Origin of the sequence: Inquilinus sp. YAF38 (assembly GCF_052113205.1) — a bacterium.
GTDB lineage: Bacteria > Pseudomonadota > Alphaproteobacteria > DSM-16000 > Inquilinaceae > Inquilinus.
Genome location: NZ_JBFRCU010000055.1, coordinates 23080 through 49405 on the forward strand (window position 1 = coordinate 23080; position 26326 = coordinate 49405).

25 protein-coding genes are annotated in these 26326 nt (G+C 69.6%); 18 read left to right on the forward strand and 7 right to left on the reverse strand.

Annotation, left to right across the window (positions count from 1 at the left end; translation table 11 throughout):
• Window positions 1–83: 83 nt before the first annotated feature.
• The 6 genes from AB4Z01_RS22545 (at window position 84) to AB4Z01_RS22570 (ending at window position 6971) form a co-directional block, all read left to right on the forward strand.
• Window positions 84–644, forward strand: coding sequence for a F0F1 ATP synthase subunit delta (locus tag AB4Z01_RS22545; protein ID WP_438605820.1), 561 nt, complete (start codon window positions 84–86; stop codon window positions 642–644).
• Window positions 644–2173 carry a F0F1 ATP synthase subunit alpha gene (atpA, locus tag AB4Z01_RS22550; RefSeq protein WP_441697781.1) on the forward strand — a complete coding sequence of 510 codons (1530 nt, stop codon included), beginning with the start codon at window positions 644–646 and terminating at the stop codon, window positions 2171–2173. The genes AB4Z01_RS22545 and atpA overlap by 1 nt, the downstream gene beginning before the upstream one ends.
• A gap of 41 nt (window positions 2174–2214) precedes the next feature.
• Complete coding sequence (locus AB4Z01_RS22555) at window positions 2215–3093, forward strand: F0F1 ATP synthase subunit gamma (RefSeq protein WP_441697783.1); 879 nt, start codon at window positions 2215–2217, stop codon at window positions 3091–3093.
• A gap of 52 nt (window positions 3094–3145) precedes the next feature.
• Window positions 3146–4579 (forward strand): F0F1 ATP synthase subunit beta, encoded by a 1434-nt coding sequence (gene atpD / locus AB4Z01_RS22560; protein ID WP_441697785.1) that lies wholly within the window; start codon window positions 3146–3148, stop codon window positions 4577–4579.
• A gap of 29 nt (window positions 4580–4608) precedes the next feature.
• Entirely contained in the window at window positions 4609–5037 is a 429-nt protein-coding gene (locus tag AB4Z01_RS22565) for a F0F1 ATP synthase subunit epsilon (protein ID WP_441697787.1), read from the forward strand.
• Window positions 5038–5162: 125 nt separating this feature from the next.
• Entirely contained in the window at window positions 5163–6971 is a 1809-nt protein-coding gene (locus AB4Z01_RS22570) for an adenine deaminase (RefSeq protein ID WP_441697789.1), read from the forward strand.
• 513 nt (window positions 6972–7484) lie between these two features.
• Here AB4Z01_RS22570 and AB4Z01_RS22575 read toward each other — a convergent pair.
• The 3 genes from AB4Z01_RS22575 to AB4Z01_RS22585 form a co-directional block, all read right to left on the reverse strand.
• Window positions 7485–7940, reverse strand: a complete 456-nt coding sequence (locus AB4Z01_RS22575; protein ID WP_441697791.1) for a DUF3293 domain-containing protein — start codon at window positions 7938–7940, stop codon at window positions 7485–7487.
• Between the two features lie 11 nt (window positions 7941–7951).
• Window positions 7952–8236 carry a DUF4242 domain-containing protein gene (locus AB4Z01_RS22580; RefSeq protein ID WP_441697793.1) on the reverse strand — a complete coding sequence of 95 codons (285 nt, stop codon included), beginning with the start codon at window positions 8234–8236 and terminating at the stop codon, window positions 7952–7954.
• Window positions 8237–8299: 63 nt separating this feature from the next.
• On the reverse strand, window positions 8300–10741 hold the full coding sequence (locus AB4Z01_RS22585) for a penicillin-binding protein 1A (protein ID WP_441697795.1): 2442 nt from the start codon (window positions 10739–10741) through the stop codon (window positions 8300–8302).
• A gap of 590 nt (window positions 10742–11331) precedes the next feature.
• Between AB4Z01_RS22585 and AB4Z01_RS22590 the strand changes: the two genes are divergently transcribed.
• From AB4Z01_RS22590 to pth, 5 genes are all read left to right on the forward strand, one after another.
• Window positions 11332–14061, forward strand: coding sequence for an Rne/Rng family ribonuclease (locus AB4Z01_RS22590; protein WP_441697797.1), 2730 nt, complete (start codon window positions 11332–11334; stop codon window positions 14059–14061).
• Between the two features lie 530 nt (window positions 14062–14591).
• Window positions 14592–14804 carry a hypothetical protein gene (locus AB4Z01_RS22595; RefSeq protein ID WP_034848324.1) on the forward strand — a complete coding sequence of 71 codons (213 nt, stop codon included), beginning with the start codon at window positions 14592–14594 and terminating at the stop codon, window positions 14802–14804.
• Window positions 14805–14860: 56 nt separating this feature from the next.
• Window positions 14861–15667, forward strand: coding sequence for a MetQ/NlpA family ABC transporter substrate-binding protein (locus AB4Z01_RS22600; protein ID WP_441697799.1), 807 nt, complete (start codon window positions 14861–14863; stop codon window positions 15665–15667).
• 147 nt (window positions 15668–15814) lie between these two features.
• Window positions 15815–16465: a 50S ribosomal protein L25/general stress protein Ctc gene (locus AB4Z01_RS22605; protein ID WP_441697801.1), complete on the forward strand. Its 651-nt coding sequence runs from the start codon at window positions 15815–15817 to the stop codon at window positions 16463–16465.
• Window positions 16466–16493: 28 nt separating this feature from the next.
• Window positions 16494–17066: an aminoacyl-tRNA hydrolase gene (gene pth / locus AB4Z01_RS22610; protein ID WP_441697803.1), complete on the forward strand. Its 573-nt coding sequence runs from the start codon at window positions 16494–16496 to the stop codon at window positions 17064–17066.
• A gap of 251 nt (window positions 17067–17317) precedes the next feature.
• Here the strand turns inward: pth and AB4Z01_RS22615 are convergent, their stop codons facing one another.
• Window positions 17318–17557, reverse strand: coding sequence for a hypothetical protein (locus AB4Z01_RS22615; RefSeq protein WP_441697805.1), 240 nt, complete (start codon window positions 17555–17557; stop codon window positions 17318–17320).
• 154 nt (window positions 17558–17711) lie between these two features.
• Window positions 17712–19232 (reverse strand): YifB family Mg chelatase-like AAA ATPase, encoded by a 1521-nt coding sequence (locus AB4Z01_RS22620; RefSeq protein WP_441697807.1) that lies wholly within the window; start codon window positions 19230–19232, stop codon window positions 17712–17714.
• 178 nt (window positions 19233–19410) lie between these two features.
• Here AB4Z01_RS22620 and AB4Z01_RS22625 point away from each other — a divergent pair, with 178 nt between their 5' ends.
• The 3 genes from AB4Z01_RS22625 to AB4Z01_RS22635 are packed head-to-tail and all read left to right on the forward strand — an operon-like array spanning window position 19411 to window position 20918.
• Window positions 19411–20244, forward strand: coding sequence for a hypothetical protein (locus AB4Z01_RS22625; RefSeq protein ID WP_441697809.1), 834 nt, complete (start codon window positions 19411–19413; stop codon window positions 20242–20244).
• A gap of 51 nt (window positions 20245–20295) precedes the next feature.
• A complete protein-coding gene (locus AB4Z01_RS22630; RefSeq protein WP_429224797.1) occupies window positions 20296–20544 on the forward strand; it encodes a type II toxin-antitoxin system Phd/YefM family antitoxin in 249 nt (82 codons plus the stop codon).
• The gene (locus AB4Z01_RS22635; RefSeq protein ID WP_441697811.1) at window positions 20541–20918 is read left to right on the forward strand and encodes a type II toxin-antitoxin system VapC family toxin; all 378 of its coding nucleotides are present in this window, start codon (window positions 20541–20543) and stop codon (window positions 20916–20918) included. The genes AB4Z01_RS22630 and AB4Z01_RS22635 overlap by 4 nt, the downstream gene beginning before the upstream one ends.
• A gap of 18 nt (window positions 20919–20936) precedes the next feature.
• On the opposite strand, the gene AB4Z01_RS22640 is transcribed toward AB4Z01_RS22635, so the two are convergent.
• Window positions 20937–22157: a PQQ-dependent sugar dehydrogenase gene (locus tag AB4Z01_RS22640; protein ID WP_441697813.1), complete on the reverse strand. Its 1221-nt coding sequence runs from the start codon at window positions 22155–22157 to the stop codon at window positions 20937–20939.
• 187 nt (window positions 22158–22344) lie between these two features.
• Here AB4Z01_RS22640 and AB4Z01_RS22645 point away from each other — a divergent pair, with 187 nt between their 5' ends.
• The gene (locus tag AB4Z01_RS22645) at window positions 22345–22680 is read left to right on the forward strand and encodes an MliC family protein (RefSeq protein WP_441697815.1); all 336 of its coding nucleotides are present in this window, start codon (window positions 22345–22347) and stop codon (window positions 22678–22680) included.
• Between the two features lie 34 nt (window positions 22681–22714).
• On the opposite strand, the gene ychF is transcribed toward AB4Z01_RS22645, so the two are convergent.
• Complete coding sequence (gene ychF / locus AB4Z01_RS22650; protein WP_441697817.1) at window positions 22715–23809, reverse strand: redox-regulated ATPase YchF; 1095 nt, start codon at window positions 23807–23809, stop codon at window positions 22715–22717.
• 233 nt (window positions 23810–24042) lie between these two features.
• Between ychF and AB4Z01_RS22655 the strand changes: the two genes are divergently transcribed.
• The 3 genes from AB4Z01_RS22655 to AB4Z01_RS22665 all read left to right on the forward strand — a co-directional run.
• Complete coding sequence (locus AB4Z01_RS22655; RefSeq protein WP_441697819.1) at window positions 24043–24774, forward strand: glycerophosphodiester phosphodiesterase family protein; 732 nt, start codon at window positions 24043–24045, stop codon at window positions 24772–24774.
• Window positions 24775–24826: 52 nt separating this feature from the next.
• Entirely contained in the window at window positions 24827–25477 is a 651-nt protein-coding gene (locus tag AB4Z01_RS22660; protein ID WP_441697821.1) for a DedA family protein, read from the forward strand.
• Window positions 25452–26326 (forward strand): hypothetical protein (locus AB4Z01_RS22665; RefSeq protein WP_441697823.1); only part of this gene is annotated, 875 nt, incomplete at its 3' end. The genes AB4Z01_RS22660 and AB4Z01_RS22665, both read left to right, overlap by 26 nt.

The following is a 26326-nucleotide window of genomic DNA, read 5'->3' on the forward strand; positions in this document are numbered from 1 at the left end:
CTCTGTTGTGCGATAGAGCCCCCCGAACTTTCGGTGGTCGTGGCCTCCTGCCACGATCGACAACAACGATCGAGGGACGATCGGTGGCAGCCACAGGCTCAGGGATTTCCGGCCTCGCATCCAGCTACGCGACGGCGCTCTACGCACTCGCCGACGAGGGCAAGGCGCTCGACCAGACCGCGGACGACCTGCGCGGCCTGAAGACCGCCCTGGCCGAAAGCGAGGATCTGCGCCGTCTGGTCCGCAGCCCGCTCTTGTCGCGCGACGCGCAGGGCAAGGCGATGGCCGCGGTGCTGGAGCGGGCGGGCGTGTCCGACCTGGTGCGCCGCTTCATCGCCCTGGTGGCGCGCAACCGCCGCCTGTTCGCCCTCGACGCCATGATCGACGCCTTCCTGGCCGAGCTGGCCCGCCGCCGCGGCGAGGTCACGGCCGATGTCACCGCCGCCTCGGCGCTGACCGACGGCCAGACCGAGGCGCTGGTCGACCAGCTCAAGAAGGCCATGGGCGCCAAGGTCCAGGTCAATGTCAAAATCGATCCCGCGCTGCTCGGCGGGATGATCGTCAAAGTCGGCTCGCGCATGGTCGACAGCTCCCTGCGCACGAAACTGGCCAAGCTGCAGCTCGCGATGAAGGGAACCGTCTGATGGACATCCGTGCCGCCGAAATCTCTGCGATCATCAAGGACCAGATCGCCAATTTCGGGACCGAGGCCGACGTTGCCGAGGTCGGCCAGGTGCTGTCGGTCGGTGACGGCGTCGCCCGCGTCTACGGCCTCGACAACGTCCAGGCGGGCGAGATGGTCGAGTTCCCGGGCGGCATCAAGGGCATGGCGCTGAACCTCGAGACCGACAATGTCGGTATCGTGATCTTCGGCGAGGACCGCGACATCAAGGAAGGCGACACGGTCAAGCGCACCGGCGCCATCGTCGAGGTTCCGGTCGGCCGCGGCCTGCTGGGCCGCGTGGTCGACGGGCTGGGCAACCCGATCGACGGCAAGGGTCCGATCACCGACGCCAAGCTGAGCCGCGTCGAGGTCAAGGCCCCGGGCATCATCCCGCGCAAGTCGGTGCACGAGCCGATGCAGACCGGCTTGAAGTCGATCGACGCGCTGACCCCGGTCGGCCGCGGCCAGCGCGAGCTGATCATCGGCGACCGCCAGACCGGCAAGACCGCGGTGGCCATCGACGCCATCCTGAACCAGCGCGAGATCAACAAGTCCGGCGACGAGAGCCAGAAGCTCTACTGCATCTACGTCGCGATCGGCCAGAAGCGCTCGACGGTCGCCCAGATCGTCAAGACGCTCGAAGAATACGGCGCGCTGGAATACACCATCGTCGTCGCCGCCACCGCGTCCGAGCCGGCGCCGCTGCAGTTCCTGGCGCCCTACACCGGCGCCGCGATGGGCGAGTTCTTCCGCGACAACGGCATGCACGGGCTGATCATCTATGACGATCTGTCCAAGCAGGCCGTGGCCTACCGCCAGATGTCGCTGCTGCTGCGCCGCCCGCCGGGCCGCGAGGCCTATCCGGGCGACGTGTTCTACCTGCACAGCCGCCTGCTGGAGCGCGCGGCCAAGATGAACGACGAGCACGGCAACGGCTCGCTGACCGCGCTGCCGATCATCGAGACCCAGGCCGGCGACGTCTCGGCCTATATCCCGACCAACGTGATCTCGATCACCGACGGCCAGATCTTCCTCGAGACCGGCCTGTTCTATAAGGGCGTCCGCCCGGCGGTAAATGTCGGCCTGTCGGTCAGCCGCGTCGGCTCCGCCGCCCAGATCAAGGCGATGAAGCAGGTCGCCGGCCGCATCAAGCTCGAGCTCGCGCAGTACCGCGAGATGGAGTCCTTCGCCCAGTTCGCGTCGGACCTCGACGCCTCGACCCAGAAGCTGCTGGCCCGCGGCGCGCGCCTGACCGAGCTTCTGAAGCAGCCGCAGTTCAGCCCGCTGCCGGTCGAGGAGCAGGTGGCGTCGATCTTCGCCGGCGTCCGCGGCCATCTCGACACCGTCCCGGTCAACCGGATCTCGGATTTCGAGAAGGGCCTGCTCGACGCGCTGCGCGACGACGGCAAGGCCATCCTCGAAGGCATCCGGACCGAGAAGCAGATCTCGCCGGGGAACGAGGAGAAGCTGGCCGCCTTCATCACGAACTACGCCAAGACCTTCGTCTGAGCGGCAGTCGTACCCACCACACCGATTGAAGGCGGGGCGCCATGCCGTCGTTGAAGGACCTCAGGAACCGGATCGCCAGCGTCAAGTCGACGCAGAAGATCACTGCGGCCATGAAGATGGTCGCGGCGTCGAAGCTGCGCCGCGCCCAGGATCAGGCCGAAGCCGGCCGGCCCTATGCCGACCGCATGGAGCGGATGCTGACCGGCCTTGCCGCCGTCGCTAAGACGGCGGGCCAAGGCCCCAAGCTGATCTCCGGCACCGGCAAGAGCGACGTGCACCTGCTGCTCGTCATCACCTCTGACCGCGGCCTGGCCGGGGCGTTCAACGCCACCGTGCTGCGCGAGGCGCGGCGCCAGATCCGCGAGCTGCAGGGCCGCGGCAAGACCGTCAAGCTGTTCACCGTCGGCCGCAAGGGCCGGGACAGCCTGCGCCGCGACTTCGCCAACCTGATCGTCGAGAGCGTGATCGACGTCGGCCGGCCGAAGCTGGGCTTCGCCGACGCCGACGGCATCGCCACCCGGATCCTGGCGATGTTCGAGGCGGGCGACTTCGACGTCTGCTCGGTCGTCTACAACAAGTTCAAGTCGGCGATCGCCCAGATCATCACGGTGCAGCAGCTGGTGCCGGTGGCGCTGCCGGCCGTGGCCGAGGACACGGCCTCGAACATCGTCTACGAGTTCGAGCCGAGCGAGGAGCAGATCCTGGCGGAGCTGCTGCCGCGCAACCTGGCGATCCAGATCTACAAGGCGCTGCTCGAATCCGCCGCCTCCGAGCAGGGCGCGCGCATGACCGCGATGGACAATGCGACCCGCAACGCCGGCGACATGATCAAGCGGCTGACGCTGGTCTACAACCGAACCCGCCAGGCCTACATCACCAAGGAGCTGATCGAGATCATCTCCGGCGCCGAAGCCATCTAAGGCGCCCTGATCCACCGATCGCTTGAAGACAGTTCTGAGGAGCGTGAACACCATGGTCGAGACCCAGACCGGAAGCAACGTCATCGGCCGCATCAGCCAGGTTCTGGGCGCCGTGGTGGACGTCCAATTCGATGGCGAGCTGCCMGCCATTCTGAACGCCCTGACCACCGACATCGGCGATCGCAAGCTGGTGCTCGAGGTGGCGCAGCATCTCGGCGAGAACACCGTGCGCTGCATCGCCATGGACTCGACCGACGGCCTGGTCCGCGGTGGCAAGGTGCATGACAGCGGCAACGCCATCCAGGTGCCGGTCGGCCCGGAGACGCTGGGCCGCATCATGAACGTGATCGGCGAGCCGATCGACGAGCGCGGCCCGATCAACGCCAAGCTGCATTCGCCGATCCACCGCCAGGCGCCGGCCTTCGTCGACCAGGCGACCGAGGCCGAGATGCTGGTCACCGGCATCAAGGTCGTCGACCTGATCAGCCCCTACGCCAAGGGCGGCAAGATCGGCCTGTTCGGCGGCGCCGGCGTCGGCAAGACGGTGACCATCCAGGAACTGATCAACAACATCGCCAAGGCACATGGCGGCGTGTCGGTCTTCGCCGGCGTGGGCGAGCGGACCCGCGAGGGCAACGACCTGTACCATGAGATGATCGACTCCAAGGTCATCAACCTCGACGGCGAATCGAAGGTGGCGCTGGTCTATGGCCAGATGAACGAGCCGCCGGGCGCCCGCGCCCGCGTCGGCCTGTCGGGCCTGACCGTGGCGGAGTACTTCCGCGACGTCGAGGGCCAGGACGTGCTGTTCTTCGTCGACAACATCTTCCGCTTCACCCAGGCGGGCGCCGAGGTGTCGGCGCTGCTGGGCCGCATCCCGTCGGCCGTGGGCTATCAGCCGACCCTGTCGACCGACATGGGCACGCTGCAGGAGCGCATCACCTCGACCAACAAGGGCTCGATCACCTCGGTGCAGGCCATCTACGTGCCCGCCGACGATCTGACCGACCCGGCGCCGGCGACCTCGTTCTCGCATCTCGATGCGACGACCGTGCTGAGCCGCGCGATCTCCGAGCTCGGCATCTACCCGGCGGTCGATCCGCTCGACTCGACCTCGCGCATCCTCGACCCGCGCGTGGTCGGCCAGGAGCACTACGAGGTGGCCCGCGCCGTGCAGCGCACGCTGCAGGAATACAAGGCGCTGCAGGACATCATCGCCATCCTGGGCATGGACGAGCTGACCGAAGAGCAGAAGCTGACCGTGGCCCGCGCCCGGAAGATCCAGCGCTTCTTCAGCCAGCCCTTCCACGTCGCCGAGGTGTTCACCGGCACGCCGGGCGAGCTGGTCCCGGTCGAGGAGACGATCCGCGGCTTCAAGGGCATCGTCAACGGCGACTATGACCACCTGCCGGAGGCGGCCTTCTACATGGTCGGCACCATCGACCAGGCCATCGCCAAGGCGAAGAAGCTCGCCGAAGCCGCCTGACGCCAGCAGCATCGTAGCCGGGGACATCCATGGCCGAGAAATTCGCCTTCGAACTGGTCTCGCCCGAGAAGCTGCTCGTGGCGCAGCAGGTCGAGATGGTGGTCGTCCCCGGTGGCGACGGCTATTTCGGCGTGCTGAAGGGGCACATGTCGATGCTGTCGACCGTCCAGCCGGGCGTGATCGACGTCTATGAGCAGCGCAGCGCCATCTCCAGCCGCCTGTTCGTCACCGGCGGCTTCGCCGAGGTGACGCCGGAGCGCTGCACCGTGCTGGCCGAGGAGGTGATGCCGGTGGCCTCGCTGGACCGTGCTAAGGTCGAGCAGGAACTGCGCGACGCCGAGGAGGACGTGGCCGACGCCAAGACCCCCGGCGACAAGGCGGTGGCCGAGCGGGCGCTGAAGTTGGCCCAGGCCAAGCTGACCGCCGTCACCCGCGGCGCGCCGGCCGGCCACGCCTGACCGGCAAGCCGCACGGTTGAATTGGAAGGGCCCCGTGAGGGGCCCTTTTTCATGGCCGAAGCGGCAACGGCCTCGGCTCCTGGTAAGCTGCCGGCACTCGATTCCCGCGGCAAGAGAGCAGGCTGATGTCCGGTCTCACACGCTTCTCCGTTCTCCCCCTCTCCCGCATGACCCGGCGGCTGACGGATGTCGCCTCCGGCCGCGCCGCGCCCGACCTGGTGATCCGCGACGTCCGGGTGCTGTCGACCTATTCCGAGCGCATCCTGCCGGGCCGTGAGGTCTGGCTGGCCGGCGGGCGCATCGCCGCGGTGAAGCCGACGGGGTCGTGCCGGGACGGATCGGTCGCCGTGTACGACGGAAAAGGCGCCATCCTCGCGCCCGGGCTGGTCGATCCGCACATCCACATCGAATCGAGCATGGTGACGGCCTGCGCCTATGCCGAGGCGGCGCTGCTGAACGGCACCACCACGATCTTCTGCGACAGCCATGAGATCGGCAACGTCATGGACGTGGCCGGGGTCGAGGCGATGCTGGAGGATGCCCGGGCTGCGCCGCTGTCGATCTTCCTGACCGTGCCCAGCACCGTGCCCGCCACCTCGCCGCGCCTCGAGACCGCCGGCGGCGACCTGACGGCCGAGAAGATCGCCGGCCTGTTCGACCGCTGGCCGGAGGCGGTGGCGCTGGGCGAGAAGATGGATTTCGTCCCGGTGACCATGGGCGACGAGCGCAGCCATGCCATCATCGCCGCGGCGCTAGAGCGCGGCCGGCCGGTCTCCGGCCATGTCTATGGGCGGGAGTTCGTCGCCGCCTATGCCGCCGCCGGCGTCACCGACACGCATGAGGCGATCGACCGCGACATCGCCGATGACATGCTGGAAGCGGGGATCTGGCTGTTCCTGCGCGGCGGGCCGCCGACCACGCCCTGGCACAGCCTGCCCGAGGCGATCAGGACGATCACCGAGCTGGGCGCCTCGCACAAGCGCATCGCCGTCTGCACCGATGACCGCGACGCCGACGACCTGCTGCATTTCGGCCTGGACTGGGTGGTGCGCGAGGCGATGCGCGCCGGCATGTCGCCCGAACAGGCCTGGTCGATGGGGTCGCTGCACGGCGCCACCCGCTTCGGCCACGACGGCGAGGTCGGCGGCTTCGGCGGCGGCCGCCGGGCGGATCTCGTGCTGCTGGACGACGGCCACAAGCCGGTCAGCACCTGGTACGGCGGCGAGCTGGTGGTGGAAGGCGGCCGGATCACCCCGGCCCTGGACCAGGCGCTGTCCGCCCGCTGGCGCTATCCGGAGGCGGCCTACCACACCGTGCGGCTGCCGGCGGCCGTCAAGCTGACGCCCGACCTGCCGGCAGAGCCCGTCACTGCCCATGCGATCCGGACGGTCCTGCCTGGCATCCTGCTCGGCCATGTCACGATGGAGCTCGAGCCGGCGAATGACTGGCAGGCGCATTTCGACCGGCACGGCCTGTGCTTCGTCACGGTGGTGGAGCGGCACGGCAAATCGGCCGGCAACGTGGCGCACGGCCTCCTGTCCGGCTTCACGCTGAAAGCGGGCGCCGTCGCCTCCTCGGTCGGGCATGACAGTCACAACATCATCATCGCCGGCACCAACGAGGCCGACATGCAGGTGGCGCTGCAGGCGATCGAGGCGACACAGGGCGGCGTCTGCGTCGTGCGCGACGGCCGGCTGACGGCGATGGTGCCGCTGCCGATCGCGGGCCTGCTGTCTGACAAGCGTGTGACCGAGGTGGCGGAGGAGGTGAAGGCGCTGAAGGCCGAATGGGAGAAGGCCGGCTGCTCCATCCCCTATATGGGCTTCAACCTGATCCCGCTGTCGGTGATCCCGGAGATCCGGATCACCGACAAGGGGCTGGTGCTGGTGCCCGAGATGGAGATCGTGCCGCTATTCGAGCCGGCGCCGGCCTGAGAGGGGCTGGACGTCTGGTCCTGCCGCTCCCGGGTCGAGCCCGGCATGACAGGCAGAGACGGAGTTGCGCTCGCGTATCGCGAGCCGAACCTACGAGACTGCTTTGCCCCTCCCGCTTGCGAGCTATCGGATTCACATATCTCATCCGCACGCTCGCCGGGCCCTGTTCGTTGCCTCTCCCGCTTGCGGGAGAGGTCGGGCTCGCGCAGCGAGACCGGGTGAGGGCGGCTCGGTCGCGACACCAGGATCAGCGTTTCAGGACCGGGCGGATCATGCGCTCGCTCACGGCAAAGCGGCACTTTCGTCGAGGCTGCTATCCCCTCACCCGGACATCCTTCGGATGTCCGACCTCTCCCGCAAGCGGGAGAGGCAATCTGTTCGCATACCTACGGTCGGTCTCACTGATCGATGTGTGAATGTCGTAGCGCTCGCGGGAGAGGCAACGCGAAATCCCTGAAATCCGGCTGCCCCTGCTGATCGCGCTGGAGCGATCCAACCTCAAGCCATCATGCTTTAAGCATCCGCTCTCAGTGCCTCGAGCAGCAGCCGGGTCGGCACCAGCCGGGCGGGCCGGCCGGGGGCGAACCAGACGATGGCGTTCTGGCCGAAATCCTCCGCCAGGGCGATGAGATCCGTCACCGGCAGGCCAAGCACCAGGAGACCATGCTCCGGCGGCCATTCGCCGTCCGTCCCGGCACCGGTGTGCGGCACCGCGCCGGCGCCGCGCCGGAGCACCACCTCGGCCAAACGCTGCCGCGCTGCCGCGTTCTCCGCCGCCGGTGTCAACCGGCTGCGCGGGTTGTCCGCGGTGATGAAGCCGGCGCCAGCCTCGCCGCGGCTGGCCAGCCAGGCCTCGGCCTGCGGGTTCCGCCGATCGATCCGCACCTCGTGCTCGATGCCGTCGGCGGCGAACAGGTAGCGGGTGTCGCGATAGGCCTCGAGCAGCCGGATGAAGCCCGAGAGATCCATCCGGCGCCCCGTCAGCCGGCCCGTTCGGTCGTCGGGTCGATCATCTTGCGGATCTCGGTGATCTTGGTCGCCGGGAAGCCACTGATCTCGGCGTGCTTGCGGATCACCGCCTCGTCCTGGGCCAGGTAGACGCAGAAGGTTTTGTTGTCGGCGACATAGCTCTCGACCCACTGGATGTCGGGGCCGATCTGCCGCAGCGCCTCGTTCGACTTGGCCGCGGCACCGCGCAGCTGGTCGCGTTCGAGGGTGCCGACGTCGGGGATATCACGCTCGATGATGAATTTACGCAGTGCCATGGGGTCCTCCCTGTGTGCGGCCCGACGACTGCCGCTTCGCTTTGAACTAGGCCGCGCCGGCGCTCAGTACAGCCCGCCCGTCCCGGTCGTGGCGTCGGGCACGCTGTCGCCGAAGCCGGTATCGCCCTGGTCAGTGGTGCCGCCGCTGCCGCCGTCGAGCCGGTCGAGGGCGTAGCCGGTGCCGGGCTCGGTGCCGGGACGGAACGCCTCCCAGATCGTGTCGCCGCCGCTGCCATAGGCGGGCTGGCCGGTCTGCCGGTCGATCTTCACCAGGTTTACCCCCGGCGGGATGCGGAACGGCGGCACGTCCTTGCCCTGCAGCGCCGCGGACATGAAGTCGCGGAAGATCGGCAGCGCCGCGGTCGAACCCCATTCCCGGGCGCCCAGCGTCTTCGGGTCGTCGAAGCCGACATAGATCGCCACCACCAGGTCGGGCGCGAAGCCGACGAACCAGGCGTCCTTGGCGTCGTTGGTGGTGCCGGTCTTGCCGGCCAGGGTGAAGCCCAGCTTGTTCAGCGCCGAGGCGGTGCCGCGCTGGACCACGCCCTGCAGGATCGACGTCATCTGGTAGGCCGAGACCGGGTCGGCGATCTGCTCGCGCGTGTCCGGGATCACCGGCGTCGCCTGATCGGCCCAGGGCTGGCCGCAGCTGTCGCAGGGCCGCTCGTCGTGGCGGTAGATGGTACGGCCGGTGCGGTCCTGGATCCGGTCGATGAAGGTCGGCAGCACCTTCTTGCCGCCATTGGCGATCTGGGCGAAGCCGGTCGCCATCTGCAGCGGCGTGGTGGCGCCGGCGCCGAGCGCCATCGAGTACAGCAGCGGCATGTCCTTGTAGACGCCGAAGCGCTCCGCCGTCGCCTTGACCTTGTCGAGGCCGACCGCCTGGATCAGCCGCACCGTCATCAGGTTGCGCGACCGCTCGACGCCGACGCGCAGCGGCATCGGGCCGAGGAACCGGTGGTCGTCATTCTCCGGCGTCCAGTCGGTGGTGCCGACATCGATCGTGATCGGGGCGTCGTCGATGATGGTCGTCGGGGTGTAGCCGGCCTCCAGCGCCGTCAGATACACGAAGGGCTTGAAAGTCGAGCCGGGCTGCCGCACCGCCTGGGTGCCGCGGTCGAACTCGCTCATCGCATAGTCATAGCCGCCGCTGATCGCCAGCACCCGGCCGGTGTTGGGGTCCAGCGCGACCAGCGCGCCCTGCGCGTCGGGGATCTGGCGCAGGCCGAATTCCTGCGGCACCGCCTTGTCGTCCGGCACCGGGCCGGTCGGCTCGACCAGGATGACGTCGCCCTTGGCCAGCACGTCGGACGGCTTCCTGGGATCGGCGCCGACGGTCTGGTTGGCGCGCCAGGGCCGGGCCCATTTCATCTCGGCGAAGGGGATGGTGCCGCGGCTCTTGTCTGAGAAGCCGATGTCGGCGGCCTTGGCGTCGACCTCCAGCACCACCGCCATCTGCCAGTCGCCGGCGCCGGCCGGCCGCTCGACCGCGGCGAGCTGCCCGGCCCAGTCGTCGAAGCCCTCGATCTTCTTCAGCGGGCCGCGCCAGCCATGCCGCTGGTCATAGCTGCGCAGGCCGCTGCGCAGCGACTGGTCGGCCACGTCCTGCAGATGCGGGTCCAGCGAGGTGCGGACCGACAGCCCGCCCTGGTAGAGCGCATCGTTGCCGTACAGGCGCTGCAGCTCACGCCGCACCTCCTCGGCGAAATAGTTGGCGCTGACGAACTCGATCTGCCGGCGGTCCTTGGTCACCAGCGGCTCGGCCCGGGCGGCGTCGGCCTGCTCCTTGCTGATCGCCCTGTCCTCGAGCAGCCGGCCGATGACGTAGTTGCGGCGGTTGACGGCCGCGTCCATCCGGGTCTTCGGATCGTAGCTGCTGGGCGCCTTCGGCAGGCCGGCCAGGAAGGCGGTCTCGGAGACCGTCAGGTCCTTCAGCGGCTTGTTGAAATAGGCCAGCGACGCCGCCGCCACGCCATAGGCGCCGCGGCCGAGATAGATCTGGTTCAGGTACAGCTCGAGGATCTGCTGCTTGGTGAAGGCGCTCTCGATGCGCAGCGCCAGCAGCACCTCACGGATCTTGCGGCTGACCGCCCGATCGGGCGTCAGGAAGAAGTTGCGCGCCACCTGCTGGGTGATGGTCGATGCGCCCTCGACCCGCTTGCCGGAGGCATAGTTCTGGACCGCGGCGAGGCCGGCCCGGGCGATGCCCTGCAGGTCGATGCCCGGATGGTCGTAGAAGCGCTGGTCCTCGGCCGAGACGAAGGCCTGCGCCACCAGCGGCGGGATCGCCCCGAACGGCACGAACAACCGGTTCTGGTTGGCATACTCCGCCATCAGCCGGCCGTCGCCCGCGTGCAGGCGGGTGGTGATCGGCGGCGCGTATTCGGCCAGCTGCGCCGTGTCCGGCAGGTCGCGGCCGAAATAGCTCGCGGCCGCGAAGACCCCGACCGCCGCGATGACGAGCAGGAGGATGAGGGAGGACAGGAGCCAGCCGATCAGGCGCATCGAACCATGGGGGCAGTGGATGGGCGGCGGCCGGCCGCCCGAACATGGCGGGGTCGGCCCGGCAGGCCGGCCTCGTCGCAGAAGCGGATAGGCCGCGATTGTGTTCCGTTGATGACCACAGGCTGACGACCCGCGGGCCAGGCGGCTTCAGTTACCATAGCGCCGGCCGCGAGTCAGGCCTTTGCGCCAGGCAAGCCCCTTACCCCTGAAATCTCCCATTGTCGAGAGTGCGGTGCCTCGGTATCGTGACGGCGCGACAGTCTGCCCGATCGGTCGATCGGATATCCGGGTTCCCCGGGTATCCGGGTCGATCGCGCGGTGGCACATCGATTTCCGCCGGGAAACGTCTTTCGTCGAACGGCCGGCACGCGATGCGCGGCTGCGATGTCGGGCGACATTGAGATCAACTCGAGGCCGTGCCCCGGCGCATCCGCGCCGGACCGGTGGTCGCGGACCCTCCCGTCTGGCCTGCTGCGAAGCGCCGTTCTCGGGTGATCACGGTTCGCGCCCCCGGCGGCTTCGGCAGGACAAGGACGCGCCGCAGCCCCGTCGGTCGCGCGGGGTGACGGCAGCGTCGCCAGGGTTTGTACATGGCTAAAAGAATGCTGGTGGACGCCACCCATGCGGAAGAAACGCGGGTGGTGGTGCTGGACGGCAATCGGCTCGAGGAATTCGACTTCGAGACCGAAGCCAAGAAGCAGCTAAAAGGTAATATCTACCTGGCCAAGGTGACGCGGGTGGAACCCTCGCTCCAGGCCGCTTTCGTGGAGTATGGCGGGAACCGGCACGGTTTCCTCGCCTTCTCGGAAATCCATCCCGACTACTACCGGATCCCGATCGCCGACCGCGAGGCCCTGCTGGCCCGCCAGGCCGCGGAGGCCGACGAGGCCGAGGCCGGCGAGGCGAAACCGGCCGAGCCGGCGTCCCGCCGGCGCCGCGGCCGTGGTGACCGCCGCCCGGCCCGCGCCGAGGGCGCCGAGGCCGGCCCGAGCGAGGCGTTCGAGGCGAGCGATGGGGTGCCGGGCGATGGGGTGGCGGGCGAGGTGATCCACGCCGAGCCCATCGTCGAGGAGAGCTTCGGCGAGACCCTGTCGAGCGAGGGTGACAGCGGCCCGGTCGCGCTGCTGGCCCCGCCCGAGTCGCCGCGGGGCGACGACCCGGCCACCGCCGAGGGCGAGAACGGCAACGGCCATGGCAATGGCCATGAGGGCGAGCAGGAGCCGGTCGAGGTGCTGGGCGGCGACGAGGCCGAGGAAGCCCGCGACCGCCGCTCGAGGCTGCCGAACTACCGCAACTACAAGATCCAGGAGGTCATCAAGCGCCGGCAGATCATGCTGGTGCAGGTGACCAAGGAGGAGCGCGGCAACAAAGGTGCGGCGCTGACCACCTACCTGTCGCTGGCCGGCCGCTACTGCGTGCTGATGCCGAACACGCCGCGCGGCGGCGGCATCAGCCGGAAGATCGCCAACCCCAAGGATCGCAAGAAGATGAAGGCGATCATGGATGACCTGGACGTGCCGGACGGCATGGCGGTCATCCTGCGGACGGCGGGGCTGGAGCGGACCAAGCTGGAGATCCGCCGTGACCTCGACTACCTGCTGCGGCTGTGGGATTCGATCCGGCAGACGACGCTGCAATCGACCGCCCCCTGCGCCATCCATGAAGAGGCGGACCTGATCAAGCGGGCGATCCGCGACCTCTATTCCAAGGACATCGAGGACGTCCAGGTCGCCGGCGAGGAAGGCTACCGCGTCGCCAAGGACTTCATGCGCATGCTCATGCCGAGCCATGCCAAGAAGGTGCAGCCCTATCTGGACCAGGACGTCCCGCTCTTCCACCGCTTCAACGTGGAAGGCCAGATCGACGCGATGCACAGCCCGGTGGTGCAGCTGCGCTCCGGCGGCTACATCGTCATCAACCCGACCGAGGCGCTGGTCTCGATCGACGTCAACTCCGGCCGCTCGACCCGCGAGCGGAACATCGAGGAGACGGCGTACAAGACCAATCTCGAGGCCGCCGACGAGGTCGCCCGCCAGCTGCGGTTGCGCGACCTGGCCGGGCTGATCGTCATCGACTTCATCGACATGGAGGACGACCGCCACAACAAGGCGGTCGAGCACCGGCTGAAGGAGGCGATGCGGCAGGACCGCGCCCGCATCCAGATCGGCCGGATCAGCGCCTTCGGCCTGCTCGAGCTGTCGCGCCAGCGGCTTCGCCCGAGCCTGATGGAGACGCATTTCGAGACCTGCGCCCATTGCGGCGGGCTGGGCATGACCCGGACCACCGGCTCGGCCGCCCTGTCGGTGCTGCGCGCGATCGAGGAGGAGGGCATCCGCAAGCGCGCCTCCGAGGTCACCGTGCATGTCGCCACCGCCATGGCGCTGTACCTGCTCAACCAGAAGCGCGACGCGCTGGCCGACATCGAGCGGCGCTACGGCGTGCGGGTGCTGATCGAGGCCGATGACAGCCTGATCCCGCCGGCGCATCGGATCGAGCGCACCCGCGCCCGTGGCACCGAGCTGCCGGCCCCGGCGGCGCCGATCGACAACACCGCCCGGATCATGGCCGAGACCGACGCCGCGCTGGAGCACGAGGCGGACGAGGTCGAGGACGAGGCGGAAGAGGTCGAAGAGGTCGTCGAGGCCCAGGAGCCGGCGCGCCAGCCGCAGCAGCAGCGCCCGGGACAGCCGCTGCAGCATCACGGTGGCGGCCAGCAGGCCGATGGCGAGGGTCGGGGTCGTCGCCGCCGGCGGCGGCGCGGCCGCCGGCGCGGCGAGGAGGGGCATCGCCCGGACCAGCCCGCGCAGGTCGCCGCTGACGGCAGTTTCGGCTACGACCCGCGCGACGAGGCCGAGGACGGCGTGCGCGAGGACCAGGCCGCCGAGCCGTTCRYGCTCGAGGCCGCCGATGCCGCCAGCCATGCCGAGCCCGAAGCCGAGACGGCGCCAGAGACGGTTGCGGCCGCCGAGGCCGTGATCACGCCCGAGCCCGCCCCGGCGGAAGCTGCCCCAGCGGAAGCTGCGGCGCCGGCCGAGGAGGCGCCGAAGCCGAAGCGCCGTGCCCCGCGCAAGAAGAAGGCCGAGGTAGTTGCGGAGGCTGCGGCCGAGCCGGCTGTCGAGGCTCCGGTGCCCGCTCCGGCGGCGGAGCCGGAAACGGCGGCGCTGAACGGGGCGGTGCCCGAGCCGGCGCCCGTCGCCGCCGAGCCTGCCCCGGCACCCGAGCCCGAGGCCCAGCCCGAGAACCTCGCGGTCGAGGCCAATCAGGTGGTGAACCAGCCGCCCGAGGCCCCGAAGCGTGGCTGGTGGCGCCGCGGCGCCTGACCCAGCCTGCAGTCGGATCAGAAGGCCCGCCCGGGAAACCGGGCGGGCTTTTTGCTGGCTTCTGCGAGCGGCCCTGCCGAACGCCACGCCGTCATTGCGACCCCGGCCTTGAGCCGGGGGAAGCAATCCAGAAGCCCCACGCACCGGCCCCTGGATTGCTTCGTCGGCTTTGCCTCCTCGCAATGACGATATTAGCTATGAATGTTTGTAGATTTTTTATTATTGACAAGCCGGCCCGTATGTTCGAGGGTCGGCACCGGTCTTCGGGCCCGCGGGATTTTGACGGAAGCAGCTTGCGCCGCGTCACCAAACGCTAAAGCGCCACGACGTGAGTTCGTGGTTCCGGCAGTTTGATGCTGAGGAGCCGACCGATGGTTTCGACCCTGTCCCGACCGATCCTCTCCGCCGCCATGCCGCGCGTCGGCATGTGTCGCGCCTGTCGCTGTTGCTGATCGCGGGCCTGCCCGCCGCACCCGACCGCACGACACATGCAGCACGCCTAGCCGGCGTGCCCCGAGAGGATCCCTTCCATGGCTGACGCCTTCATCATTGTCGCCGGTGGCCTGACCGCCGGCATCGTCACGCGCGAGCCGCGCGGCTTCCGCTTCTACGCCTCCGATTCGGCCTTCACCCCGCTGGAGGGGCGCCTGTTCCGCACCACCCGCGCGGCCGGGCGGGCGGCGCATGCGGCGCTGACCACGATCGCCCGCCGCCAGCACCGGCCGGAGCAGGCCCGGGCCTGACCCGCGGCGCGAAGCCGGCCATATCCATACCGACCCAAGACGTGCAGGAGCCCATCATGTCCCTTTCCCCGCTGACGCGCGGCCTGATCGGCCTGGCGCTCGGCCTCGCCCTCGGCGCCGCCACCGCCGGCAGCGCCCTCGCCGCCAGCATCAAGCTCGGCGTCATGGGCGGCAGCGAGGAGGAGATCGCCGAGGTCGCCAAGCAGGTGGCGGCCAAGAAAGGCCTCGAGGTCGAGCTGATCACCTTCTCCGACTACGCCATCCCGAACGAGGCGCTGGAGCATGGCGAGCTGGACGCCAACGCCTTCCAGCACCAGCCCTACCTGGACGCGCAGATCGCCGCCCGCGGCTATCACATCGTCCCGATCGGCTTCACCATTGTCGAGCCGATCGGCCTGTACTCGAAGAAATTCGACAAGATCGACAAGCTGCCCGACGGCGCGAAGATCGGCATCCCGAACGACCCGAGCAATGGCGGCCGGGCGCTGAACCTGCTGGCCGCCAACGGCCTGATCAAGCTGGCCGACGGCAAGGGCCTGAACCCATCGCTGCTCGACGTCGCCGCGAACCCGCACAACTTCCAGTTCTCCGAGCTGGACGCGGCGCAGCTGCCGCATGCCCTGCCGGACCTGGACGGCGCCATCATCAACACCAATTACGCGCTGGAGGCCGGGCTGGACCCGCGCAAGGACGCGCTGATCGCCGAGAGCCGGACCAACAACCCCTACGGCAACTTCGTCGCCGCCCGCGCCGGCGACAAGGACCGGGCCGACCTGAAGACCCTGGTCGAGGCCTACCAGTCGCCCGAGGTGGCGCAGTTCCTGGAGACCCGCTTCAAGGGCGCGATCCTGCCCGCCTGGTAAGCCTGCCGCCGCAGGCCGGGGCTGCGGCCCCGGCCGTTGCGGAAGCGGACCAATTCTGATAGACGACCGCGCTTGCGTGAGCATTCACTCACGCCGTACCGACGCCGGCACCCCTGGAGGCCGGCGTCTTCACTTGGGAGAGAGCCAATGGCCGAAACCATCAAGATCACGGCCGAGGCGCGCGACCGGGCCGGTAAGGGGGCAGCACGGGCAGCGCGTCGGGCCGGGATGATTCCTGGCGTCATCTACGGCGACAACAAGCCGCCGGTGCTGTTCAGCGTCAATGCCCAGTCGCTGCTGAAGATCCTGCGCGACCCGGCGGCGCTGACTCACCTCTATGACATCGAGATCGGCAGCGAGAAGCACCACGTGCTGGCGCGCGACATCGCGCTGGACCCGGTGAGCGACAAGGCGATCCATCTCGACTTCCTGCGCGTCAGCGACAAGACCACGGTCCATGCCGACGTGCCGGTGCATTTCGAGAACGAGGCCGCGTCGCCCGGCATCAAGCGCGGCGGCGTGCTGAACGTCGTGCGCCACGATGTCGAGCTGATCTGCCGCGCCGAGTCGATCCCGGAGTTCGTCTCGGTCGACCTGACCGGTGCCGACATCGGCGATTCGCTGCGCATGAGCGCCGTCAAGCTGCCGGAGGGCGTCCGCCCGGCCGTGCAGGACCGCGACTTCGTGATCGCCACCGTCGCGGCGCCGTCGGCCGTCCGCGCCGAGGCGGCCGAGGCTGCGGCCGCTGCGGTGACCGGCGAGGCGGCCCCGGCCGCCGCCGAGGAGCCGAAGGCCTGATCAAGGCCCTGCGGGCTGGGAGAGTGCGATGCTGCTGTTCGTCGGCCTCGGCAATCCCGGCTCGCAATATGCGTATCACCGGCACAATGTCGGGTTCATGGCGCTCGACGACATCGTCGAGCGCCATTCCTTTTCGCCCTGGAAGCTGAAGTTCCAGGGCCGGCTGGCGGAAGGCCGGCTCGGTCCCGAGCGCGTGCTGGCGCTGGAGCCCACCACCTATATGAACGAGAGCGGCCGGTCGGTCGGCGAGGCGATGCGCTTCTACAAGCTCACGCCCGACGACGTCGTCGTGTTCCATGACGAGCTCGACCTCGCGCCCGGCAAGGTCCGGGTCAAGAAGGGCGGCGGCACCGCCGGCCACAATGGCTTGCGCTCGCTCGACGCCCATATCGGGCCGGAGTTCTGGCGCGTCCGCATCGGCATCGGCCATCCCGGCCACAAGGACCGGGTGCATGGCTGGGTGCTGGGCGACTTCGCCAAGGCCGACGAAGCCTGGCTCGACCCGCTGCTCGAGGCGATCGCCGGGGCGGCGCCGCTGCTGGCTGAGAAAGCGGCCGGGAAGTTCATGACCCAGATCGCCCAGACCACCCAGGCGGCGTGATCCGACACCGACAGTGGCAGCCTCATTGGCCTTTGCTGCGCCGCACGACGACCCCCTTGATCCGATCGTTCCGGGGGCGCATCGTGTGTTCACGTGGTCGGCATAGCCGGTAACGCGTATTGGCCAGCCGCAACGCCCTTGCGGCGACCTCCGCCAGAATGGCAACCCGGCATCGTCGGGTGAGCCTGCGGACAAGAGAGCAAAACGAGGAGCCGCCGCCGTGCGGCTCCTCTACTGTCTGGGCCCTGGAGTCAGTCCCAGATCGGCGGGATCGGCGTCTGCGCCACCAGCGAGTTGGCCGGTTCGACGCATTGGAAGCCGATGTAGTTCACTTGCCGATCGGCAGCCAGCGCCATGCGGCCGAACCGGCCGCAATAGCGGTCGGCGGCGGTCTGCGCCCCCGCGGCGCCCTCGTTGAACACCTCGACCACGACGAAATCCTTCGGCGCCGGCTGCGGCACGCAGGCGCCGGCCAGAAGCGCGGCGGACATAAGCAGGATCGATCGCATCGGCGGACTTCTCCATCGGGTCGCGGTGCAAGGCAGCCGCTTCGGACGGAAGCGAACCCGGTCAGGATCACAAAATTTCCGCCGCCGGCCAACCGGCTTTTGCTGAAACCTGCGCGGCCGCCTTCCGCGCACCGGCCTACCCGGCCACGGCCAGCCGCCGATAGGACAGCGCCTCGGCGATCTGGGCCCGGCCGACGGCTTCGGCGCCGGTCAGGTCAGCCAGGGTGCGGGCGACGCGCAGCACCCGGTGATAGCCGCGGGCCGACAGGCGCAGCCGCTCCGTTGCCTGGGTCAGCAGGGTGGCGCCGGCCGAATCGGGCGCTGCCACGCGGCCCAGCACCGAGCCGTCAGCCTCGGCGTTGGTGGTGATGCCGTCGCCGGCGTAGCGCGCGGCCTGGATCTCGCGGGCCGCCGCGACCCGGGCCGCCACCTCGGCCGTGCCCTCGGCCGGCGGCGGCAGCGACAGGTCGGCGGCCGAGACCGCCGGCACGTCGACATGCAGGTCGATGCGGTCGAGCAGCGGGCCGGACAGGCGCGACTGGTAGTCCTGGCCGCAGCGCGGCGCTCGGCCGCAGCCCAGCGCCGGGTCGCCGAGATGGCCGCAGCGGCACGGGTTCATCGCCGCCGCCAGAAGTACGCGAGACGGATAGGTGACATGCGAGTTGGCCCGCGCGATCACCGCCCGGCCGCTCTCCATTGGCTGGCGCAGCGATTCCAGCGTGGCCCGGGCGAATTCCGGCAGCTCGTCCAGGAACAACACGCCGCGATGGGCCAGCGAGATCTCGCCCGGCCGGACCCGCAACCCACCGCCGACCAGGGCCGGCAGCGAGGCGGAATGGTGCGGGTCGCGGAACGGCCGGCGGCGCATCAGCCGCCCGCCCTCCAGCAGGCCGGCGACCGAATGGATCATCGACACCTCGAGCGCCTCGGCCGGCGACAGCGGCGGCAGCAGCCCGGGCAGCCGCGCCGCCAGCATCGACTTGCCGGATCCTGGCGGGCCGATCATGAGCAGGTTGTGGTTTCCCGCGGCCGCGATCTCCAGCGCCCGTTTCGCCGTCTCCTGCCCTTTGACCTCGCGCAGGTCGAGGCCGGGCCCATCCGCCGGTGCCAGCAGCGGCTGCGGCTGGGCCAGCACCTGGGTGCCCTTGAAGTGGTTGATCAGGGCCAGCAGCGTCGGCGCCGCCAGCACGTCGATCCGGCCCTCGGCATCGGCCGCCCAGGCCGCCTCCGGCCCCGAGGCGGCCGGGCAGATCAGGCCGAGCCCGCGCTCCGCCGCGCCCAGCGCCGCCGGCAGCACCCCGGCGACCGGGGTCAGCGCGCCGTCCAGCGCCAGCTCGCCCAGTGCCATGTACTGCCCGACCTCGTGCACCGGCAGCACGTCGAGCGCGGTGAGCAGCCCAAGTGCGATCGGCAGGTCGTAATGGCTGCCTTCCTTGAGCATGTCGGCCGGCGCCAGGTTGACGGTGATGCGCTTCGGCGGCAGCGCCAGGCCCAGGGCGTGCAGCGCCGCCCGCACCCGCTCGCGGCTTTCCGCCACCGCCTTGTCCGGCAGGCCGACCAGGGTGATGCCGGAAAAGCCGCCGGAGACCTGCACCTGCACGTCGACCGGCGCCGTCTCGATCCCCTGGAACGCGACCGTGGCGATCCGGGCGACCATCTAGGTACGGTCCGCAAGGTGTGGAAGCAGCGGCGAGAGCATATCTAAAATTGTTTTCTATAGATGAAACACAACTTATATTCAGTCCGCGGCGGGACGCTTGTCAATCGCTCTTCCCGCCCATCAAAGCGCAGCGAAGCGGTCTTGCTGCCGCGTCGGTCCTTGGCAATCATGCGGCATGGGTGATCCGAACGATTCCGCCGCACCGATGGCCGGCCCCCTGCCGCTATCACGCCTGATCGACGCGGTGTATGGCCGGCTGTTCGGCAATCTCGGCGCCTTCCTCAAGGTCGCCCTGACCTGGACCCTGATCACCGTGATCCTGGTCGTCGCCCTGGTCGCCCTGGCGCCGGAGGCCTGGGATGGGCCGGCTGGAAGCCTTGCCATGGCCGTCGTAGGCGCCGGCATCGCTATCGGCTGGCACCGCTTCGTGCTGCGTGAGGAGCGCCGCGCCTTCTCCCGCCCGAACACGCTCGCGCGATACGTGCTGCTGGCTGCCGTCGCCGTGATGCCCGGTGCCGCGATCGTGCTGATGGGCACGCCCGCCATCGCCACCCTGCTGCGCGGGCTGGGCGACCGGGCCGGCGCCACGGTGATGACGGCTGTCATCATCCTCCTGGTCGTCGTCGGCATCGCTGTCACCTTCCGGCTGTCTCTCATCCTGCCGGCCGTGGCGATCGGCGACCGCTCGATGACCTTCCGGCGGAGCTGGGCGGCGACGCGGGGCAATGTCGCCCGGATCTTCGTCGGCTGCGTTGCGGTGCAGATTCCGCCCTGGCTGGGCATCGGCCTGCTGACCTGGCTGCTGGAGCGGTGGCAGGGCTTGCCATCCTCCGCCGGGCCCGACGCCGGCGATGTGGTCTTCGCCGTTGTCGGGGCGGTGCTCTGGCTGCTGCTCTCGGCCCTCGCCACAGCCCTGTTCGCCGGCTTCCTGTCGGAACTCTATCTCCGGCTGTACCTGGATCCGGAGGATCCCGCGCCCGTTCCTGAGCTGGCCAGCCGCCCGGCTTGACCAGGATTGGTCAGAGCCCCATCTTAGCTTGACCAACTTCGGTCAAGCCCAATGAAGCAGATCAACATCTACGCGGCGAAGACCCAGCTCTCGCAGATCGTCGATCGGGTCAGCAAGGGCGAGAGCTTCATCATCGCCAAGTCGGGCACGCCGCTGGCCAAGCTGGTGCCGTTGGACGACGGCAAGCCGGCCAAGATCCGGTTCGGCCTGATGAAGGGCGAGATCCATATCGAGCCCGATTTCGATGCGCCGCTGCCCGATGCCGTCCTCGACGCATTCGAGGGCGGCTCCTCGACGTGAGGCTGCTGCTCGACACCAACATCCTGATCTGGGTGATGGACGACGATCCGATGCTGTCGCCCACGGCGCGTCGGACGATCGAACAGGCGACAGCCGTGTTCGTCAGTTCGGTCTCGATCTGGGAAATCAGCATCAAGGCGGCTCTCGGCAAGCTGCGCCTCGACATGACCAAGTTCATGCCACGGTTGGCAGAGGCCGGGTTCGAGCCGCTGGCCGTAAGCTGGGATCACGCCCGGGCCGTGCACGACCTGCCGCACCATCACCGCGACCCGTTCGACCGGATGCTGGTCGCCCAGGCGGTCAGTGAACCGCTGCACCTGCTGACGCATGACGGGATGCTGGCGCGCTACAGCGACCTCGTGACCGTCGTCTGACCGCCGGAGCGCCCGGCCTCAGTTGCTGGCCTTGGCGATGCGCCAGATCGTGCCGCCCTCGTCGTCGGAGACCAGGATCGCCCCGTCCGGCAGCACTGCGATCCCGGCGGGGCGGCCCCAGACCTGGGCGGCGCCGTCGCCTCGATTGACCCGGAAGCCGGTCGCCAGCGCCTCGTAGCCGCCCACGGGCTTGCCGTCCCGGAACGGCACCCGGACCACCATGTAGCCGATCGGATCGGCGCGGTTCCACGAGCCGTGCAGCGTCACCAGCGCGTCGCCGCGCCAGTCGGGGAACATCGAGCCGTCGTAGAAGACGACGTCGAGCGGCGCCGAATGCGACTCGAACAGCAGGTCAGGAACGATCGCCTGCCTCACCAGATCGGGTTTCTTGTCCGCCAGGTCGGGCTGCGGGTTCCGGCCGAGATAGGCATAGGGCCAGCCATAGAAACCGCCCTCCTGCACCACGGTCAGATAATCCGGCACCAGTCCGTTGCCCAGGCCGTCGCGCTCATTCACCACGGTGTAGAGCAGGCCAGTGCCCGGCTGCAGCGCCAGCCCGACCGGGTTGCGCAGGCCGGAGGCATAGGTGCGGCCGCCCGAACCGTCGGCGGCGAAGACCTGGATGGTAGCGCGCGGCGCCGGCTCCTCGGCGATGTTGCTGCGGCTGCCGATGGCGACGAAGAAGCGGTCCGATGCCGGGTCCCAGATCAGGTTGCGGCTGTGATGGCCGTTGCCGCCGTCGAAGGCGCCGTCCGACGTGATCCGCTGCGGCCTGGCCTGCGCCTTGGCGTCGCCCGGCGCATAGGGCACGCGCCACAGCCCGTCGAGATCGGCGACGTAGAGCGCGTCGCGGCGCAGTGCCATGCCGTAGGGCTGGTCCAGCCCGGTCAGGAACGGCATCGCCCCGGCCCGCGCCGGCGGGTTGGGCGCGACCAGCCGGCTGATCCGGCCAGCCCCCGGCTCCGATACCAGGATCGACCGGTCCGGCAGCACCAGCATCTCGCGCGGGCCGGAGAGGCCGGTGGCAAACAGCGTCGCGGTCATTCCCTTCGGCACCTGCGGCCGCATCGCATCGGTGCGGGCGACGGTCTCGGAGCTGTTGGCCACGGCATCGGTGGCATAGGGCCTGGGCAGAGCGTCGGGCCGGACCTCGAACTTCGTCCCCGGCGCGATATCCTGGGCCGCGGCCGGCAGAGTGATCAGCGGGATCGCGAGCAGGGCTGCGAACGTCGGTCGCATCGGTGTTTCCTCCACGTCCTTGTTGAAGGATGTGGAGCTCTCGACGCCGCCGAAAAGGCCTTTATGGGAAAATTGTCCGACAAAGCCCGGTGCCGCTTCGCCCGGCCGCGAAACAAATGGCCGGCTGCGGCGTTGCTGAGGGGCGATTGTCCGCCCGGCACGGTGCCGGGCCACGAAGGAGACTGCAATGATCCGCCGCCTGACCCTGATCCCCTGTGTGCTGGCCCTCGCCGCGCTGGCCGCCTGCGGCGACGACACCCCGAACCCGACCGCGCGGACCGAAGCCATCGCCAGCAAGACCGTGGGCTACCGCTGCGCCGACGGCACCAGCCTGTCCGCCGGCTTCACCGGCGACGCGCTGGTGCTGGCCGACGGCGGCAACACGGTGACGCTGCAGCGCGCGATCTCGGGCAGCGGCGCGCGCTACACCAACCCCTATGGTGCCGAGTTCTGGGACAACGGCGGCCAGGCGACCTACAGCCGGATCGCCGGCGCCCAGAGCACCAGCTGCACGGCGGGATAGGGTCGGAGCCGGTCGCGAAACCCGCGACCGGCCGTCAGACGTTGAAGCGGAAGTGGAAGATGTCGCCGTCGCGGACGATGTAGTCCTTGCCTTCCTGCCGCATCTTGCCGGCGTCCTTGGCGCCCTGCTCGCCACCCAGCGCGACGAAGCTGTCGTAGTCGATGGTCTCGGCCTTGATGAAGCCGCGCTGGATGTCGCTGTGGATCTCGGCCGCGGCTTCCGGCGCGGCGGCGCCGGCCCGCACGGTCCAGGCCCGCGCCTCCTTCGGCCCGACGGTGAAGAAGGTGAGCAGGCCGAGCAGCTTGTAGCCGGCGCGGATCACCTTGTTCAGCCCCGGCTCCTCGAGCCCGATCGAGGCCAGGAACTCCTGCTTCTCCTCGGCCGAGAGCTGCGCCAGCTCGGCCTCGATCGCGGCCGAGATCACCACCGCCTCGGCACCCTGGGCCTTCGCCATCGCTTCGACCCGCGCCGAATGGGCGTTGCCGGTCGCGGCCTCGTCCTCGGAGACGTTGCAGACATAGAGCACCGGCTTGGAGGTCAAGAGCGCCAGGCGCCGGAACGGCTCGCGCTCGTCGGCTGAGAGCTCGACGGTGCGGGCCGGCTTGCCTTCGCGCAGCACCGCCAGCGCCCGYTCCATCAGGTCGATCTCGGCCTTGGCGTCCTTGTCGCCGCCCTTGGCCCGCTTGGCCGCCGACTGCACCCGCCGCTCCAGCCCCTCCATATCGGCCAGCATCAGCTCGGTGTCGACGATCTCGGCATCGCGCACCGGGTCGACCGAGCCCTCGACATGGGTGACCTCGCCCTCGAAGCAGCGCAGCACATGCAGCACCGCGTCGGTCTCGCGGATATTGGCCAGGAACTGGTTGCCCAGCCCCTCGCCCTTCGACGCGCCGCGCACCAGCCCGGCGATGTCGACGAACTCCAGCTGGGTGGCGACGACCTTGGCCGAGGCCGCGATCGCCGCCAGCTTGTCCAGCCGCGGATCGGGCACGCCGACGCGGCCGGTGTTCGGCTCGATCGTACAGAACGGATAGTTCGCCGCCTCCGCCGCCTGGGTGGAGGTCAGCGCGTTGAACAGCGTCGACTTGCCGACATTGGGCAGGCCGACGATGCCGCAATTGAATCCCATGGGTTCTCGTCCGGATCTTCGAATCGGCGCCCGCTCTAGCACGGATGCCGGGCCGAGGGGAGTCATGGCCGGGCTGTGCCGGACTTGACGTCGGCTCGGCGAGGATGGCACCTGGAGGGAGATTGTCCTGACGAGCTGCCGGTCCTTTCCGTCCGGGCGAGTGAGCCGGACCCTTGCCGACCAAGCCGAAACCCGCCTCCCGCAGTGCCTTGACGTCCCCCGGAGACCGTCCCATGACCCTGACCCTGCCCCGAGTCATCGGCCATCGCGGTGCCGCGGCCCATGCGCCGGAGAACACCCTGGCCTCGTTCCGCAAGGCCGCCGCGCTGGGCGTCGAGATGGTCGAGTTCGACGTCAAGCTGACCCGTAACCGGGTGCCGGTGGTGATCCATGACGACACGCTGGACCGCACCACCGACGGCAGCGGCCCGATCGCCAATTCCGACTTCGCGGCGATGCGGATGCTGGATGCCGGCCGGAAATTCGCGCCCGAGTTCCGCGGCGAGCGGGTGCCGACCCTGGACGAGGTGCTGACCCTGGCGCTGGAGCTGGGGCTGGCGGTCAACATCGAGATCAAGCCCTGCCCCGGCCGCGAGGTCGAAACGACGGAGGTGGCGCTGGCCGCGGCGCTGAAGCTGTGGCCGGCCGACCGGCCGAAGCCGCTGGTCTCCAGCTTCGCCATCGAGAGCCTGCTGAAGGCCCGCGAGATCGCGCCCGACTGGCCGCGCGGCTACCTGATCTGGGAGCGGCCGGCGGTCTGGGCCGCCAATGCCGACGCGATCGGCGCCGCCACCATCAATGTCAGCCAGGAGAAGGAGACGGCGGAGACCATCGCCGAATACCGCGCCACCGGCCGGCCGGTGCTGGCCTATACGGTGAACGACGCGGAGCGGGCCAAGGCGCTGTTCGACATGGGGGTCGCCGGCGTCTTCTCCGACGCGCCCGACCGCATCCTCGCCCTCTGATCGCCGCTTTTGCCGCCGATAGGGGGCGCGAGCTTCGGGAGAGATCGGGCGCGTGCAGGGCTTCATCGACCAGACGATCGCCGAGATCGGCGCCCACGCCGCCTGGGCTGGGCCGATCATCCTGGTCTTCGCCTTCGGTGAATCCTTCGCCGTGCTCAGCCTGCTGCTGCCGGCCACCGCCATCCTGGTCGCCGCCGGCACGCTGATCCAGTCGGGCACGCTGAGCCCGTGGGACGTCATCCCCTGGGCGATCGCCGGTGCCATTCTGGGCGACGCCGTCTCATACTGGATCGGGGTGTGGCTGGAGCACCGGGTGGAGCGGATCTGGCCGTTCACCCGCCACCCGCAGCTGCTGCGCACCGGCCGCGACTTCTTCCACCGCTGGGGCGGCATCAGCGTCTTCATCGGCCGCTTCCTCGGCCCGGTCCGCGCCGTGATTCCGCTGGTCGCCGGCATGCTGGGGATGCGCCACATCCCGTTCCAGATCGCCAATGTCGCCTCGGCGATCGTCTGGGCGCCGGTCTGGGTCAGCCTCGGCTGGTTCGCCGGCGAGGCCCTGGCCCGCATCTTCGGGATTGAAGATGCGGCGCCGCTGCTGATCATACTCATCGTCGTCGCGACGCTGGTCGGCGCCGCGGCGGCCTTCCGCCTGCTGACGCGCAAGAGCAAGAGTTCGCATGAGGATCGCTCGGACCGTTCCTAGCCTGGTCATCGCCGCCGCGCTGGCCTTCGCCACCGCGCCCGGGCCGGCGCGCGCGGATGGGCTGGACGACTTCTTCAGCGGCATCCGCCGCCAGTTCGAGGAGCCGGCCAAGCCGAGCCGGTCGCAGAGCTGCGCCCAGACCGAGGCCGAGGCGCATGTGCTGGCGACCACGGCGGAAAGCGATCTCGGCCGGGTGGGGACGCGGATCGAGCGGATCGAGCGCGACGCCGGCGCCGGCACCGCCCGCGATTCGATCGACCAGGCGACCCAGATCGCCAGCCAGGCCCAGGGCCTGTCGGCCAAGCTGCGCCGGGCCCAGGCGGCGTATCGCACCATCATCGGCCAATGCGGCCGGCCGGACCTGCAGAGCGAGCGGCTGGGCAGCCTGGCCCGCCGGCTGGACGCCGAGGCGCGGCGGGCGAACCGCCTGGCCGACCGCATCGCCTCGACCCCGACCGGCGCCCTGCCCGGCGGCCCGCAGGCCTGCCCGGCGCTGGTCGACGACGCCCAGTCGGTGCAGGCCGACACCACCGCCGTCCTCGACCGCATCGGCAAGCGCCTGGGCGCGCTGGAGGGCTCCGACCCGCTGGCCGCCCGCACCGGCGCCCTGGCTGTCGCCAATGATATCGCCGAGCAGCGCCAGCGGGTCGACACCATCGATGCGCGCGCCGCCACCCAGGGCCCGGACTGCGCCGAGGCCGCGGAGATCCGCGACCGCGCCGCCGGCGACCGCCAGTCGCTGCAGGCGCTGCAGAACCAGGCCGACCTCCTGATCGGCCCGCCGGCGCCGGACGGCGCCGAGCCGGCGCTGACCACGGCGCAGCGGCGCAAGGTCCAGGAGCGCCTGGT